Below are 14098 nucleotides of genomic sequence, written 5' to 3'. Positions count from 1 at the left end.
GGCCCTTCCCGCGGCCGGATCACCGGCCCACGCCAGGACCGGCCGCCGTGCCCGTCCACGGACGCCCGACCGCGCCCCGGGGAGCGCCCGGCCGCCGGCGTCACCGCCGCGGGTGCGGGGGTCACGGCGGCGGCCGGTCCCGCCCGGTGGCCGGGTGGCCGCTACTGCCGCAGCGCCCAGCCCCGCTCGCGCAGTGCCGCGCTCAGCACCGGCACCGCCTTGGGCTCCACCATCAGCTGGACGAGTCCGGCCTGCTGGCCGGTGGCGTGCTCGATGCGCACGTCCTCGATGTTGACCCCGGCCATCCCCGCGTCCGCGAAGATGCGGGCCAGCTGACCGGGCTGGTCGTCGATGAGGACGGCCACGGTCTCGTACACGCGCGGAGCCGAACCGTGCTTGCCGGGGACCCTGACCTGGCCCGCGTTGCCGCGGCGCAGCATGTCCTGGATGCCGTCGACACCCTCGCGGCGCTTGGCCTCGTCGGAGGACTGGAGGGAGCGCAGCGCCTGGACGGTCTCGTCGAGGTCGGAGGAGACGTCCGCGAGGAGGTCGGCGACCGGCCCCGGGTTCGCGGAGAGGATGTCGATCCACATCCGGGGGTCCGAGGCGGCGATACGGGTCACGTCACGGATGCCCTGCCCGCAGAGCCGCACCGCCGCCTCCTCCGCGTGCTCCAGGCGTGCGGCGACCATGCTGGATACCAGGTGCGGCATGTGCGAGACGAGGGCGACGGCCCGGTCGTGGGCGTCCGCGTCCATGACGACCGGCACGGCACGGCAGTGCGACACCAGCTCCAGGGCGAGGTTCAGGACCTCGGTGTCCGTGTCGCGGGTGGGAGTGAGCACCCAGGGACGGCCTTCGAAGAGGTCTCCCGTCGCGGCCAGCGGGCCCGACTTCTCGCGGCCCGACATGGGGTGCGTACCGATGTACGAGGACAGGTCGAGGCCGAGCGCCTCCAGTTCACGGCGTGGTCCGCCCTTGACGCTGGCGACGTCGAGGTAGCCGCGCGCGACCCCGCGGCGCATGGCGTCCGCGAGCGTGGCCGCCACGTGCGCGGGCGGCGCCGCCACGATCGCCAGGTCGACGGGCCCCTGCGGCGGCTCGTCCGTGCCGGCGCCGAGCGCCGCCGCCGTCCGGGCCTGCTCCGGGTCGTGGTCGGCGAGGTGGACGACGACCCCGCGGGCCACCAGTGCGAGGGCCGCCGACGTGCCGATCAGCCCGGTCCCGATGACGAGTGCGGTCCTCACTGGGCGATGTCCTTGCGCAGTGCGCCGGCTGCGCCGAGGTAGACGTGCACCACGTCGGCGCGCGGCTTGTCGGACTCGATGTGCGCGAGGACCCGTACGACCCGGGGCATCGCGCCCTCGATGTCCAGTTCCTGCGCGCAGATCAGCGGGACGTCGACGATGCCGAGTCCCCGGGCCGCGGCGGCCGGGAAGTCGCTGTGCAGGTCGGGCGTGGCGGTGAACCAGATGCTGATCAGGTCGTCCGCGGTGAGCGCGTTGCGCTCCAGGATGGCGGTGAGCAGCTCGCTGACCTGCTCGTCCATGTGCCCGGCCTCGTCCCGTTCCAGTTGGACGGCGCCCCGGACCGCTCGTACCGCCACGGTGATGCTCCTCGCTGATGTACGTACGTGTCTGAACGCACCAGCGTAGTCAGCCCGCGACGCACGGGTGCGGGGCGCCCGCCTGCCGAGACGAGCGGACGCCCCCTACGGACCGGTGATTATCAGAGGTTCTGCGCCCGGATGAGGTCCTCCAGGGACCCTGCGGGCATCTGCCCCTCGGGCGTCAGTCTGTCGACGGCCCGGGGCAGGTTCTCGGCGATCTGGGTCGCGGCCTGGTCGGTGGTGATCCCGGCCTCGTCGGCGACCTGCTTGAGGGTGTCGTCGGGCAGCGCGTGCTGGATCTGTGCGCCGGTCACGGACTGGTTCTCTCCGGTGCCGACCCAGGAGTCCTTCTGCTCGGCCAGACCTGCCTTGGTGAGCATGTCCAGCAGGCCGCCCAGCGGATTACCGCCCGCGGCACCCGAGCCGCCGCCGCTCAGGGCTCCGAGCAGGGCGCCGAGGATGTTGCCCGCACCGGAGGCGCCCGCGGCGCCGCTCTGGCCGGAGCCGCCGAGGAGGCCGCCGAGATCGTTACCCGCCATGGTCACGCCTTTCCTGAGGAGGGCCGGGGGCAGGTCGCCCCACGGCCTCAGACCCTGCCAATCTCACGTGAATCGCTGTATTCCGCCACTTGTGGTGAGAACACCCCTGTACGCCTCTGGACGCGGAGGCGCGCGTCCGCTGTCATGGCAGGAGGCTCGCCTCGGGGGAGGCCCGTATGACCCGCATGAAGCGTCCAGGACCCCTTCTCACCCTGCTGGCGGGACTGCTGCTCGGGGTGTTCCTGCTGTCGCTCAACGCGACGACGGGGACGAGGAACGCGTCCTCGGCCCAGGAGGAACCGCCGGCCACAGCCGTGTCGCCCGGCGCGACGGCCGGCCCGACCGCACCCACGCCCGCTTCACCGGTCGCGCCGTCGACGGCGTCCGCGCGCCCGTCCCGGAGCGCCGCGGCCGACGCCGACTACGCGGGCCGTACCGACGACGACTCGTCGGCGGTCGCCGTCTCGCTGCGCGACGGCCGGGCGATCGCCTACTTCTGCGACGGACGGGACAAGGAGTCCTGGCTGAAGGGCGACGTCGAGGACGACGGCACCATGAAGCTCACCGGGAAGAACGGCGCGAAGCTCGACGGCACCCTCCAGGACGGCAGGCGGATCCGCGGAACCGTCGATCTGGGCGGGCACCGCTACGGATTCACCGCCGACAAGGCGGTCAAGCCGTCCGGCCTGTACCGGGCGACCGCCACGGTGCGCGGCGCGAAGGTCGACGGCGGCTGGATCGTGCTGCCCGGCGGTCGGCAGGTCGGCGTCCTCGACCGCGACGGCAGGCCGTCCACGGCGCCCAGGATCGACCCGGAGACCGGTGCCGTGACGGTCGACGGCCGGACGATCACGGCGAAGCCCGTCACTCCCTGACCCGCACCGGGCTCGGTCCGCCGCCCTACGGCGGTGCCCATGCCCGCGCAGTGGCCCCGTCCCGCCCCCGCCGCACGCTCCGCGAACGCCCGCGGCCAGGCACCCGCACCCGCACCCGCACCACCGGCACCCGTCCCGTCCCCCGCCGGCCCCCGTCCTTCCTGACCAGGGCACCGACACCAGGGAACCGATATGACCGTGGACCCGAACGCCGCCACCCAGGGCTTCCCCTCGCCGGGGCCCGTCCACCACCGCTCGCACCCGGCCCGCTACCTCGTCCCGGCCCTGGTCGCCGCGGCGGTCGCCGTCGGGCTGGGCGCCTACGGCAAGGTGCACGACCCGGCCGGGACCGCCTTCAACATCGCCGGCTTCAGCAGCACGGGCGCCGTGAAGTCCTGGCTCGCGACGGCCGCCTTCTTCTTCGCGCTCGTCCAGGTCGTCTCCGCGTTCATGGTCTACGGCAGACTGCCGGGCCCCGGTTGGGCGCCGGCGCTGCACCGCTGGTCGGGCCGCGCCGCCTTCCTCGTGGCCGTCCCGGTCGCCGTGCACTGTCTGTACGCATTGGGCTATCAGACGTACGAATCGCGCGTCTTGTGGCACTCCCTCCTGGGTTGCTTCTTCTTCGGCGCCTTCAGTGCCAAGATGCTGCTGCTCCGCTCGGAGCGCCTGCCCGGCTGGCTGCTGCCGATCATCGGCGGCCTCGTCTTCGCCGTGCTCACGGCCATCTGGCTGACCTCTGCCCTCTGGTTCTTCCGTACGTTCGGAGTGACGACATGACCAACCGCTCGACGCGGCGCACGGTTCTCGCGACAGGGACGGCCGCACTGCTCGCGGGGTGCAGCAAATACGGCGACAACAGCAGCAGCGAGTCCGAGTCGTCTCCCTCCGAGGCCCCGTTGGCGGACACGTCGAAAGCCCCCTCGTCCGCTCCGTCCGCGGCGGCGTCCGGCGGCAAGGAGCTGACCACGAAGGCCGCCGTCCCGGTGGGCGGCGGCAAGATCTTCAAGGAACAGAAGGTGGTCGTCACCCAGCCGAAGAAGGACGAGTTCAAGGCCTTCTCGGCGATCTGCACCCACCAGGGCTGCACGGTGAACCGCGTGGTCGACGGCCTGATCGACTGCCCCTGCCACGGCAGCAAGTTCAGCGTCGTGGACGGCGCGGTGAAGGCCGGCCCGGCTCCGCGTCCGCTGCCCGCCAAGAAGATCACCGTCGACGGAAATTCGATCCGGCTGGCCTGAGGCAGCACGTACGCTCCAGGAATGGATGCCGCGGCCCTGGTGCGTGACCACACGATCTACTCCTGCGTGATGGGTTCGCGCGCCTTCGGGCTGGCCACCGACACCAGCGACACCGACCGCCGGGGCGTGTTCCTCGTCCCCACCCCGCTCTTCTGGCGCTTCGAGAAGCCGCCGACGCACGTGGAGGGCCCGGCCGAGGAACAGTTCAGCTGGGAGCTGGAGCGGTTCTGCATCCTGGCGCTGCGCGCCAACCCGAACGTCCTGGAGTGCCTGCACTCCCCGCTCGTCGAGTACGCCGACGCCACCGGCCGCGAACTGCTCTCCCTGCGCGAGGCCTTCCTGTCCCGTCAGGCGCACGAGACGTTCGCGCGCTACGCCATGGGGCAGCGCAAGAAGCTCGACGCCGACGTCCGCAGCTACGGCGCCCCGCGCTGGAAGCACGCCATGCACCTGCTGCGGCTTCTCACGACGTGCCGCGATCTCCTGCGCACCGGCGAGCTCCGGATCGACGTGGGCGAGCAGCGTGAGCCGCTCCTCGCGGTGAAGCGGGGCGAGGTCCCGTGGGAGCGGGTGGAGGCCTGGATGTCCCGGCTGGCGGCGGAGACGGACGAGGCGGCCGCGGGAAGTCCCCTCCCGTACGAGCCGGACCGGGCCCGCGTGGAGGACTTCCTGGTCCGGGTGCGCCGCGCCTCAGCCCTCCAGGCGGACCCGGACGACGAAATCGTGCAGGGCGTCGTGGGCGGTTGATGCCTCGGGCAGCGCCGAGGCGTCCTGGGCCTCGTCCAGCAGGGTGTGCAGCCGCTCCACGTCGTCCCGCACCCGCGCGTGGTCGACGTCGGCCGCACCGTGCTCCCGCTCCGCCTTCGCGGCGATCAGGTCGGGCAGCCGGGCGGGGGCCTCGGCCACGCACCCGACGAGCGTGGGCAGATGGGCCTGCACCTCACCGCTGCGCATCAGATGGACGCCGGTGAGCAGCACACGGAAGGTGTAGAGCAGCGGTTTGAGTTCGCCGGTCCGCTCGAACAGCCGCCACTGCGTCGCGGCGAAGCCCCGGTAGTGGTGGGCGTGATGGCGGGTGAGCACGGCGGGGGCGAGCGAGACCAGCTCGCGGTGCGCCTCGGTGGTGTGCACGACCAGGGGGGACAGGAGCTGCTCCAGCACGTAGCCGTTGCGCCGCAGCATCAGCCGGACGAACTTGCGCAGGTCGTGGGTGACGAGGTCCATCTCGACAGCGTCCTCGAACCACATCCGCGACCGGGTCTCCTCCGGTTCGCGCAGGCCGACGAGTTCGGCGGTGGGCAGCAGATGGACGCCCCGCAGGTCGACGTCGGAGTCGCGCGAGGGGAAGCCGTAGAGATGGGCTCCGGAGACCGTGGCGAAGAGCACCGGGTCGGGCTGCTGCGCCACCACGGCCCTGAGGTCGATGTCGAGGACGTCCGTCATCCGTCAAGCGTCCCAGAGCGCCCCCAGCGACATGAGGTCGCCCTGGTACTCGATCCGGTCGGCCCAGGCCGTCGGCCAGGCGTCCGAGCCGTGGTAGGCACCGGCGAAGGCGCCCGTCAGGCAGGCGATGGAGTCGGAGTCGCCCGAGGTGCAGGCGGCCCGGCGCAGCGCCGTGAGGGGCTCGTCGACGAAGAGCAGGAAGCACAGCAGGCCGGTGGCGAGGGCCTCCTCGGCGATCCAGCCGCCGCCGGTGGCCATGCAGGGGTCGCTCTCGGGCGAGACGGTCCGCACGGCGTGCCGCAGCTGGTCCAGGGCGGCGAGGCACTCGTCCCAGCCGCGGGTGATGAACGCCTCGGGCGTGGGGTCCTCGCTGTAGGTCCACAGGTCGCCGAGCCAGCGGGAGTGGTAGCGGTGGCGGTTCTCGTACGCGTACGACCGCAGCCGGCCGACGAGGCCCATCGGCTCGACGCCCTGGGTGAGGAGCCAGATCGCCTGCGCGGTGAGGTCCGCGGCGGCGAGGGCGGTGGGGTGTCCGTGGGTGAGCGCGGCCTGGAGCTGCGCGGCACCGGCGCGCTGTTCGTCGCTGAGTCCGCGGACCAGTCCGACGGGAGCCACGCGCATGTTGGCGCCGCAGCCCTTGGAGCCGATCTGACTGGCCTCCTGCCAGCGGCGCTTCTCGTTCTTGAGGAGGTTGCAGGCGACGAGGCAGGTGCGGCCGGGCGCGCGGTTGTTGTCGGGCGACTGGTACCAGTCCACGAACTCCTCGCGGACCGGCCGTTCCATCCGCAGCGGGCCGAGCAGTCCGCGGTCCATGGCCGTGCGCAGGCCCCGCGCCAGCGCCAGCGTCATCTGGGTGTCGTCGGTGACCTTCGCGGGCGTGGGCAGCGCCATCTGCCGCCAGGGACCACACTTGTCGAGGATCGCGGGGACGGAGTTGAACTCGGTCGGGTACCCGAGCGCGTCGCCGAGGGCGAGGCCGATGAGGGATCCGGTGGCGGCGCGCTTGGCGAGAGTCGTGGCGGTCATCAGGGCCGTCCTTCCGAACTGGGACGCAGCAGGGGCGGGTGCAGGGCTTTGGCGCCGCCCGCGCGGTAGAGCGCGGCGGGCTTGCCGCGGCCGCCGGTGAGGCGCGCGGCGCCGGGGACCTGCTCGACGAATCCGGGCGTGGCAAGGACCTTGCGCCGGAAGTTGGGCCGGTCGAGGGCGGTGCCCCACACGGTCTCGTAGACCTGCTGCAGCTCGCCGAGGGTGAAACGGGGCGGGCAGAAGGACGTCGCGAGACAGGTGTACTCGAGCTTGGCGCCGACGCGTTCGTGGGCGTCCGCGAGGATCCGGTCGTGGTCGAAGGCGAGCGGGCCCAGCGCGTTGAACCGCAGCCATTGGGCCTGTGCGGCGTCGCCGCCGCCACGCGGCTCGGGAGGGTCCGGGAGCAGCGCGGCGAAGGCGACGGAGACGACACGCATCCTGGGGTCACGGTCGGGCTCGCTGTAGGTGCGCAGCTGCTCCAGGTGGAGTCCGGAGAGGTCCGACAGACCGGTCTCCTCGGCGAGTTCACGGCGGGCCGCCGCCTCCGCCGACTCGTGCGGCAGCACGAAGCCGCCGGGCAGTGCCCAGCGGCCCGCGTAGGGTTCCTGACCGCGCTCGACGAGCAGCACCTGGAGTGCGCCGGCGCGAACCGTCAGGACGGCCAGGTCGACGGTGACGGCGAAGGGTTCGAACGCGTACTTGTCGTAGCCCTCCGGTGCTGTGCCGCCCGGCGCACGGCTCTCCTTCCCGCGCACGCCCCCACCTCCTGCTCACCGTCACTTTTATGGTCACTCTGACTATGGTCAGTACGACTATAAAGGGGTGGGTGGGTGCCAACAAGCCCCTGAGCGCGGGAATTTGACGCCGGGCGGACGGAGCCGGGGTGCGCGGTCCCCCGGCTCCGTCCGCCCGGCCCCGGCGTCAGTCTCCGGCGCGCGACGGCGCGAACGCCGCCACCACCGCGCCCGCCGCGGCCGCCCCCGCCGAGACCCAGAGCGCGGGTCCGCAGCCGTCGACGAAGGACCGCGCCGAGCCGTAGCCGCCGTACCGCGTGAACACGGCTGCGGCCACGGCGACTCCGAAGACGCCGCCCAGCTCGCGCAGCGCGTTGTTGACCCCGGCCGCGACGCCCGCCTCCTCGGGCGGCACCGACGACGTCACCGCGTTCGCCACGGTGGGGAAGACCATGGAGATCCCGACACCCGCCACGACCAGCGGCAGGACCAGGCTGCCGTAGGAGACGCCCGGCTCGATCTGCCGGGCCAGCAGGCCGATCCCGACGGCCTGCAGGACGAGTCCCGCGAGCATGAAGGGCCGGTTGCCGAACCGGTCGGCGAGCGCGCCCGCGAGCGGCGCGACGAGCAGCGGCATCCCCGTCCACACCAGGATGCGGACGCCTGCCGCCAGCGGGGAGTTGCCGAGACCCAGCTGGAAGAGCTGCGAGATCATGAAGAGGGAGCCGAGCAGGGACATGAACGTCAGGAACGCGGCGCCGTTGGCGGTGGAGAAGCCGCGCCGGCGGAAGTGGGTGAGCGGCAGCATCGGGTAGCGGGCCCGTGTGTGCTCCCAGCCGAGGAAGGCCGCCGCGAAGACCACTCCGAGGGCCAGCGCGCCCAGCACTTCGGCGCTCCCCCAGCCCACCTCCGGGGCCCGCACGGGCGCCCACGCCAGTCCGGTCAGCCCGACCGCCGCCAGCAGCAGTCCCACGATGTCGAGTTGGGGACGCGGACCGTGGCTCTCCCGCAGCCTGCGGGCGGCCGCCGGCAGCATCGCAAGCCCTGTCGGCACGTTCAGCCAGAAGATCCACTGCCAGGACAGGCCCTCGGTGACCGCGCCGCCGAGAACCGGTCCGGCCGCCACGCCGAGCCCGGTCACCCCGCCCCACAGGCCGATGGCGACGCCCCGCTTCTCCGCCGGGAACGCGTCGCTGATGAGGGTGAGCGTGAGCGGCAGCAGGACGGCGGCGCCGGCGCCCTGGACCACGCGCGCGGCGATCAGCTGTCCGGGACTTCCCGCGAGCGCCGCCATGGCCGAGGCCGCGGTGAAGACGGCGAGTCCCGCGACGTACATGCGGCGCCGGCCGAACCGGTCGCCGAGCGCGGCACCGGTCAGGGTGAGACAGGCGAAGACGAGGTTGTAGGCGTTGATCGTCCATTCCAGGTCGGACAGGCTCGCCCCGAAGTCCGCCCGCAGAGCGGGCAGCGCGGTGGAGACGACGACCACGTCCAGGGAGCAGAGCAGCGCCCCGAGTCCGGCCAGTACGACGGTCCACGCGCGTCGTGGCGGTGCGGCACCGGAAGCGGGTTCGCGGACCGGGGCGCGCAGGGTGTCAGCCATGTCGGTTCCTTCCGTGAGGTCGAGGGATCACTCACGGAAGGCAGACCGGGCCCCGTCCGGAAAGGAATCGCGGCGGGCCGGGGCGCCGCCCGAGGAAGGCCACCAGACGGTCTTCGGGCCGGGGCCACGACGCCGGCGCGCCCACCGGATCGGCGAAGCGCACCCCGCGGTCGGCGTCGTCCACGACGCACCGCGCCACGGGCAGCAGTTCGGCGGCGAGCGCCGGCGGGATCGGCCGGAACGTCCCGCACGCCTGCGCCACGTCCCAGCCGTGCACCGCGATCTCGACGGCGCCGACCGCCGCGAGCACGCCCAGCCCGAGCGACCGGTCGCCCACGCCCACGAGGGGCTCGCCCGTGCCCGGGAGGCCGCGCGCGAAGGCCCCGCCGCGACTCGCGGCACCCCCGGCCGAAGGCCCGTCCGTGCCGGGCGGGCGGCCCGCGTACGGCACGTCGCCGAAGGCCACCGCCCAGGCACCGAGCAGCGCGCAGGCACGTTCCCGGAAGGCGCACACCGGATCGGCGACGCCCACGGTGGGACACAGCCCCACCTGCCCGTCGGTGACGCCCTCGTACAGCGCGTCCACCGAGTCGTCGAGGTGCCGCAGCAGCTCCCCCAGGTCCCAGCCCGCGCAGGGCGTGGCCCGTCCCAGCGTGCCGGGCGCCACCACCGCGACGCTTCCCAGGGCGTAGGCGAGCGCACGCTCCAGGAGCTCGCCGGAGTTCACCGGAACACCTGCGGCAGCACCTTCGGCAGGCCGAAGCGCGCGAAGAGGTCCGGGTCGAGGAAGGCGGTGATCCGCGCGATGCGCGCTCCGCGTACGCCGAGCGCAGGCACTGCGTGCGCGTCGCGCGGATCCGGGACACGTGCGCCGGTCACATCGAGCACCTGCAAGGAGTGCGCCCGGTACGCGCCGTCCGCGCCCCTCTCGTACGACCCCACCGCGGGCTGTCCGTTGGCCCCCGTCGGCAGCATCCGGACCCGTCCCGGCTCGCCGACCCGCACCCCCAGGAAGCGCAGCACGTCCTTGGTGCCGCGGAACCAGTCCAGGTGAGGAGGCATCTCCAGTTCGACGCCGTCCTGGAGGAGCTCCAGCAGGGCGTCCATGTCGGCGTGCTCGAAGGCCGCCATGTAGCGGTCGATCAGCTCGCGGTCCCGGGCGACGTCGGGTTCGGTCACCAGGTCCTCCTCGGGCGCCACCTCGCCGAGCCGGGCACGCGCGCGCTGGAGGGTGCTCTTGACGGCCGCGGTCGAGGTCCCGAACAGCGCGGCGACCTCCGGCGCGCGCCAGGCCAGCACGTCGCGCAGGATCAGCACGGCCCGCTGCCGGGCGGGCAGGTTCTGGAGCGCGGCGACGAGCGCGAGCCGCAGGCTCCCCCGGGCCGCCACCACGGTCGCCGGGTCGACGAGCGCGTCGGGCAGCGGCTGAAGCCACTCGACGTCCGTCGCGGGGGCCCTGAGCGGCTCCTCGGGCGCGTCCGAGGGCCCGCCGAGGCCGGCGGGCAACGGACGGCGCACACGGCCCTCCAGGGCCGTCAGGCACGTGTTCGTGGCGATCCGGTGCAGCCAGGTCCGCAAGGACGCCCGGCCCTCGAACCCGCCGTACGCCCGCCAGGCCCGAAGATAGGTCTCCTGGACGAGGTCCTCGGCGTCGTCCACCGATCCGAGCATGCGGTAGCAGTGCGCCAGCAGCTCGCGCCGGTACGGATCCGTGAGCCGTACGAACTCCTCGCGGTCGGCCGTCGCAGCCATGCCCGCTCCCTTCCCGCCGGTCCACGCCCGGCGGCTCCCGTGCCGGTACGGACCGGCGGTGCCCGCGCCGACCGGATCCGGCGGAGGGCACAACGGCGCGGACCGGCGCGTCCCCCGCCGGCGCGGACCGGCGGATCGTTCACCGGTACAGACCGGCGGGGCGGCGAAAACGAATCGGCCGGCCCCGGAGAAGTTCCGGAACCGGCCGTCGTGGGTCGCGGGAGCCCTCAGAGGCCGACCTCGTTCATCAGCATGCCGACCTCGGTGTTCGACAGGCGGCGCAGCCAGCCCGACTTCTGGTCGCCCAGGGTGATCGGACCGAAGGCCACCCGCACCAGCTTGTCGACGGGGAACCCGGCCTCGGCGAGCATGCGGCGCACGATGTGCTTGCGGCCCTCGTGGAGGGTCACCTCGACGAGGTAGTTCTTGCCGGTCTGCTCGACGACGCGGAAGTGGTCCGCGCGCGCGTAGCCGTCCTCCAGCTGGATGCCGTCCTTCAGCTGCTTGCCCAGGTCGCGCGGGATCGGGCCCACGATGTGCGCGAGGTAGACCTTCTTCACGCCGTACTTGGGGTGGGTCAGGCGGTGGGCCAGCTCACCGTGGTTGGTGAGCAGGATGACGCCCTCGGTCTCGGTGTCGAGCCGGCCGACGTGGAAGAGCCGCGTCTCGCGGTTCGTCACGTAGTCGCCGAGGCACTGACGGCCCTCGTTGTCCTCCATGGTCGAGACGACACCGGCGGGCTTGTTCAGCGAGAAGAACTGGTACGACTGCGTCGCGACCGTCAGCCCGTCGACCTTGATCTCGTCCTTCTCCGGGTCGACGCGCAGGCCCTGCTCCAGGACGATCTCGCCGTTGACCTCGACCCGGGCCTGCTCGACCAGTTCCTCGCAGGCCCGCCGGGAGCCGTAACCCGCGCGCGCGAGCACCTTCTGCAGGCGCTCGCCCTCCTGCTCGGCCCCGGGGAAGGTCTTGGGCAGCTTGATGTCCTTCTTGCCCGCGTACCGGTCCCGGTTGCGCTCCTCGGCCCGCGTCTCGTACTCGCGGGAGCGCGCGGGCTCGGTGCGGCCGCCACGCTGCTGGCTCTGCTTGGGTCCGCCCTTGGCGCCGCCGCGGGCCGCACTGCCGCGTCCGGACTTCGGGCCGTCCGGTGAGGCCCCGGGGCCCACGTCGTAGCGGCGCTCCTCGGGGCGGGGCTTGCGGGGGCGTCCCTGCCCCTGCTTCTGGTCCCTGTTGTTGCCGGCACCGCGGAAGTTACCGCGCCCGCCGCTCTTGCCGCTGCCGCTGCCGCTGCTTCGCATCAAAATTCCGTCTGGTCGTCTGCGTCGTCTGTCCCCGGAGCGTCAGGTGCGTCCGGGTCGAACGACGGAACACCTTCCTGCGTCTCGGCCTCGATCGCGTCCGCCTCGGGGAGGAAGGGCGCGAGCTCCGGGAGCTCGTCCAGGCCGCGCAGGCCCATTCGCTCCAGGAAGTAGTTCGTCGTCGTGTACAGGATCGCACCTGTTTCGGGTTCCGTGCCCGCCTCCTCGACCAGACCGCGCTGGAGGAGGGTGCGCATCACACCGTCACAGTTCACTCCGCGGACCGCCGAGACCCGGGAACGGCTGACCGGCTGGCGGTACGCGACGACCGCCAGCGTCTCCAGCGCGGCCTGGGTGAGCCGGGCCTGCTGCCCGTCCAGGACGAAGCGTTCCACGGCCGTGGCGTACGCGGGCCGGGTGTAGAACCGCCAGCCGCCCGCGATGAGCCGCAGCTCGAAGCCCCGGCCCTGAACCGTGTACTCGTCGGCCAGCTCCCGCAGCGCGTCCGCGATCTGCCGTTTCGGCCGCTCCAGGATCTTGGCGAGGTGCTCCTCGGTGGCCGGCTCGTCGACGACCATGAGGACGGCCTCCAGGGCAGGCTTGAGATCGAGGTCGGCGACGGTGCGCAGCCCCGCCGGGATCTCGCTGATGTCCTCGCTCACGCCTTCTCCTCCTTGCCCGTGCCGGTCCCTTTGGCGTCGTCCTTGCCCGTCGGATCCTCGGGGGGCCGGTCGAACTCGTCGGTGACCCGGGGCTGCTCGTCGCCCTCACCGCCCGTCCAGCGCACCAGCAGGTCCCCGAGGGCCTCCTCCTGGTCGAGGGCGACGGCCTTCTCCCGGTAGAGCTCCAGCAGGGCCAGGAAGCGGGCCACGACGGTGAGGGTGTCGTCGGTGTCCTCGACCAGCGCGCGGAAGCTCGCCTCGCCGAGTTCGCGCAGCCGCGCCACCACGATCCCGGCCTGTTCCTGCACGCTGACCAGCGGCGCGTGGATGTGGTCGACGTAGACCTGCGGTCTGGGCTTCGGCTGCATCGCCTTGACCGCGAGCTTCGCGAAGCCCTCCGGGCCGATGCTGATGACGACCTCGGGCAGCAGTTCCGCGTGGTGGGCCTCCAGGCCGACGGTACGGGGGTACCGGCGGGCCTCCTCCTCCAGCCGCGCGTTGAAGATGTCCGCGATCTGCTTGTACGCGCGGTACTGCAGGAGCCGCGCGAAGAGCAGGTCCCGGGCCTCCAGGAGCGCCAGGTCGGCCTCGTCCTCGACCTCGGCGGCGGGCAGCAGCCGGGCCGCCTTGAGGTCGAGCAGGGTCGCCGCGACGACCAGGAACTCGGTCGTCTGGTCGAGGTCCCAGTCCGGTCCCATCGCCCTGATGTGCGCCATGAACTCGTCGGTCACGCGGGACAGCGCCACTTCCGTGACGTCCAGCTTGTGCTTCGAGATCAGCTGGAGCAGCAGGTCGAAGGGCCCCTCGAAGTTCGAGAGCCGCACCTTGAAGACCCCGTCGGCGGCGTCGTCGGGGCCTTCGGAGGGTGCAGCCACGGCATCCGCACCGATGTACCCGGCGCCCTGCGTCGCGACCCCGGCCCCGGGCACAGCACCGGCAGGACCTTCGACGGCGAAAGGCTCCACGACCTCGACGGATTCCGCCACCGACTCGGACTGCACGACCTCGACGGATTCCGCGACCGCCTCGGACTCCACAGCCGTCTCGGACTGCACGACCTCGACGGATTCCGCAGCCGCCTCGGTCTCCACGACCGCGGCAGGCTGCTCGCGCCCGGCGGGCGACTCACCCGCGCCGACCCGCGCGGCCGGGCCGACCGCCTCGGCCGACGCGACCGGCTCGCTCGCCGCCTCGTCCGCCTGCCGCGACACGACCGCCTCGGCTTCTTCCGGAAGCGCGGGCTCTCCGCCCGGAGGCTGCGGCGGCGACGTCGCGGCCGGCGTCTCGGGCGGTGGCGTCGCCCCGGGGCCCCGCCCCAG

Annotated in this window: 16 protein-coding genes; 4 read left to right on the top strand and 12 right to left on the bottom strand. The window is 72.9% G+C overall.

The window, feature by feature from the left end; genetic code table 11:
- Positions 1-161: 161 nt before the first annotated feature.
- The 3 genes from ACZ4IF_RS38160 to ACZ4IF_RS38150 all read right to left on the bottom strand — a co-directional run bounded on the left by ACZ4IF_RS38160 (position 162) and on the right by ACZ4IF_RS38150 (position 2148).
- On the bottom strand, positions 162-1247 hold the full coding sequence (locus tag ACZ4IF_RS38160; protein ID WP_467571725.1) for a prephenate dehydrogenase: 1086 nt from the start codon (positions 1245-1247) through the stop codon (positions 162-164).
- A complete protein-coding gene (gene aroH / locus ACZ4IF_RS38155) occupies positions 1244-1606 on the bottom strand; it encodes a chorismate mutase (protein ID WP_028805244.1) in 363 nt (120 codons plus the stop codon). Before aroH ends, ACZ4IF_RS38160 begins: the two co-directional genes overlap by 4 nt.
- Positions 1607-1728: 122 nt before the next feature.
- A complete protein-coding gene (locus ACZ4IF_RS38150) occupies positions 1729-2148 on the bottom strand; it encodes a YidB family protein (protein ID WP_467571722.1) in 420 nt (139 codons plus the stop codon).
- 185 nt (positions 2149-2333) lie between these two features.
- On the opposite strand from ACZ4IF_RS38150, the gene ACZ4IF_RS38145 reads away from it, so the two are divergent.
- From ACZ4IF_RS38145 to ACZ4IF_RS38130, 4 genes are all read left to right on the top strand, one after another.
- Entirely contained in the window at positions 2334-3023 is a 690-nt protein-coding gene (locus ACZ4IF_RS38145; RefSeq protein ID WP_467571992.1) for a hypothetical protein, read from the top strand.
- Positions 3024-3215: 192 nt separating this feature from the next.
- Positions 3216-3800, top strand: a complete 585-nt coding sequence (locus ACZ4IF_RS38140) for a DUF6529 family protein (RefSeq protein ID WP_359492727.1) — start codon at positions 3216-3218, stop codon at positions 3798-3800.
- Positions 3797-4261, top strand: coding sequence for a Rieske (2Fe-2S) protein (locus tag ACZ4IF_RS38135; RefSeq protein WP_467571719.1), 465 nt, complete (start codon positions 3797-3799; stop codon positions 4259-4261). Before ACZ4IF_RS38140 ends, ACZ4IF_RS38135 begins: the two co-directional genes overlap by 4 nt.
- A gap of 21 nt (positions 4262-4282) precedes the next feature.
- Positions 4283-5008 (top strand): nucleotidyltransferase domain-containing protein, encoded by a 726-nt coding sequence (locus ACZ4IF_RS38130; protein WP_467571716.1) that lies wholly within the window; start codon positions 4283-4285, stop codon positions 5006-5008.
- Here ACZ4IF_RS38130 and ACZ4IF_RS38125 read toward each other — a convergent pair.
- The 9 genes from ACZ4IF_RS38125 to ACZ4IF_RS38085 form a co-directional block, all read right to left on the bottom strand.
- Positions 4952-5704: a nucleotidyltransferase domain-containing protein gene (locus ACZ4IF_RS38125; RefSeq protein WP_467571713.1), complete on the bottom strand. Its 753-nt coding sequence runs from the start codon at positions 5702-5704 to the stop codon at positions 4952-4954. The two genes, ACZ4IF_RS38130 and ACZ4IF_RS38125, sit on opposite strands and share 57 nt — an antisense overlap.
- Positions 5705-5707: 3 nt before the next feature.
- Entirely contained in the window at positions 5708-6730 is a 1023-nt protein-coding gene (locus tag ACZ4IF_RS38120) for an ADP-ribosylglycohydrolase family protein (RefSeq protein WP_345648197.1), read from the bottom strand.
- Positions 6730-7485: an NUDIX hydrolase gene (locus ACZ4IF_RS38115; RefSeq protein WP_345648200.1), complete on the bottom strand. Its 756-nt coding sequence runs from the start codon at positions 7483-7485 to the stop codon at positions 6730-6732. Before ACZ4IF_RS38115 ends, ACZ4IF_RS38120 begins: the two co-directional genes overlap by 1 nt.
- Positions 7486-7651: 166 nt before the next feature.
- The gene (locus ACZ4IF_RS38110) at positions 7652-9067 is read right to left on the bottom strand and encodes an MFS transporter (RefSeq protein WP_467571709.1); all 1416 of its coding nucleotides are present in this window, start codon (positions 9065-9067) and stop codon (positions 7652-7654) included.
- 31 nt (positions 9068-9098) lie between these two features.
- Positions 9099-9794 carry a DinB family protein gene (locus tag ACZ4IF_RS38105; protein WP_467571707.1) on the bottom strand — a complete coding sequence of 232 codons (696 nt, stop codon included), beginning with the start codon at positions 9792-9794 and terminating at the stop codon, positions 9099-9101.
- The gene (locus ACZ4IF_RS38100) at positions 9791-10819 is read right to left on the bottom strand and encodes a sigma-70 family RNA polymerase sigma factor (protein WP_467571704.1); all 1029 of its coding nucleotides are present in this window, start codon (positions 10817-10819) and stop codon (positions 9791-9793) included. Before ACZ4IF_RS38100 ends, ACZ4IF_RS38105 begins: the two co-directional genes overlap by 4 nt.
- A gap of 227 nt (positions 10820-11046) precedes the next feature.
- Positions 11047-12117 carry a pseudouridine synthase gene (locus ACZ4IF_RS38095; protein WP_359492741.1) on the bottom strand — a complete coding sequence of 357 codons (1071 nt, stop codon included), beginning with the start codon at positions 12115-12117 and terminating at the stop codon, positions 11047-11049.
- A complete protein-coding gene (gene scpB / locus ACZ4IF_RS38090) occupies positions 12117-12779 on the bottom strand; it encodes an SMC-Scp complex subunit ScpB (protein WP_095933336.1) in 663 nt (220 codons plus the stop codon). The genes ACZ4IF_RS38095 and scpB overlap by 1 nt, the downstream gene beginning before the upstream one ends.
- Positions 12776-13990, bottom strand: a complete 1215-nt coding sequence (locus ACZ4IF_RS38085) for a segregation and condensation protein A (RefSeq protein ID WP_467571699.1) — start codon at positions 13988-13990, stop codon at positions 12776-12778. The genes scpB and ACZ4IF_RS38085 overlap by 4 nt, the downstream gene beginning before the upstream one ends.
- Between the last annotated feature and the right edge of the window lie 108 nt (positions 13991-14098).

It is taken from the genome of Streptomyces sp. NPDC025784, assembly GCF_055558435.1.
This window is presented reverse-complemented; position numbering and strand designations above follow the sequence as displayed.

What these genes read in the sequence shown, in the direction of transcription:
- ACZ4IF_RS38110 (WP_467571709.1), bottom strand. Translation starts at nt 9,067, where the DNA reads ATGGCTGACACCCTGCGCGCCCCGGTCCGCGAACCCGCTTCCGGTGCC.
- ACZ4IF_RS38100 (WP_467571704.1), bottom strand. Translation starts at nt 10,819, where the DNA reads ATGGCTGCGACGGCCGACCGCGAGGAGTTCGTACGGCTCACGGATCCG.
- ACZ4IF_RS38130 (WP_467571716.1), top strand. Translation starts at nt 4,283, where the DNA reads ATGGATGCCGCGGCCCTGGTGCGTGACCACACGATCTACTCCTGCGTG.
- ACZ4IF_RS38125 (WP_467571713.1), bottom strand. Translation starts at nt 5,704, where the DNA reads ATGACGGACGTCCTCGACATCGACCTCAGGGCCGTGGTGGCGCAGCAG.
- ACZ4IF_RS38150 (WP_467571722.1), bottom strand. Translation starts at nt 2,148, where the DNA reads ATGGCGGGTAACGATCTCGGCGGCCTCCTCGGCGGCTCCGGCCAGAGC.
- ACZ4IF_RS38120 (WP_345648197.1), bottom strand. Translation starts at nt 6,730, where the DNA reads ATGACCGCCACGACTCTCGCCAAGCGCGCCGCCACCGGATCCCTCATC.
- ACZ4IF_RS38140 (WP_359492727.1), top strand. Translation starts at nt 3,216, where the DNA reads ATGACCGTGGACCCGAACGCCGCCACCCAGGGCTTCCCCTCGCCGGGG.
- ACZ4IF_RS38135 (WP_467571719.1), top strand. Translation starts at nt 3,797, where the DNA reads ATGACCAACCGCTCGACGCGGCGCACGGTTCTCGCGACAGGGACGGCC.
- ACZ4IF_RS38145 (WP_467571992.1), top strand. Translation starts at nt 2,334, where the DNA reads ATGAAGCGTCCAGGACCCCTTCTCACCCTGCTGGCGGGACTGCTGCTC.
- ACZ4IF_RS38095 (WP_359492741.1), bottom strand. Translation starts at nt 12,117, where the DNA reads ATGCGAAGCAGCGGCAGCGGCAGCGGCAAGAGCGGCGGGCGCGGTAAC.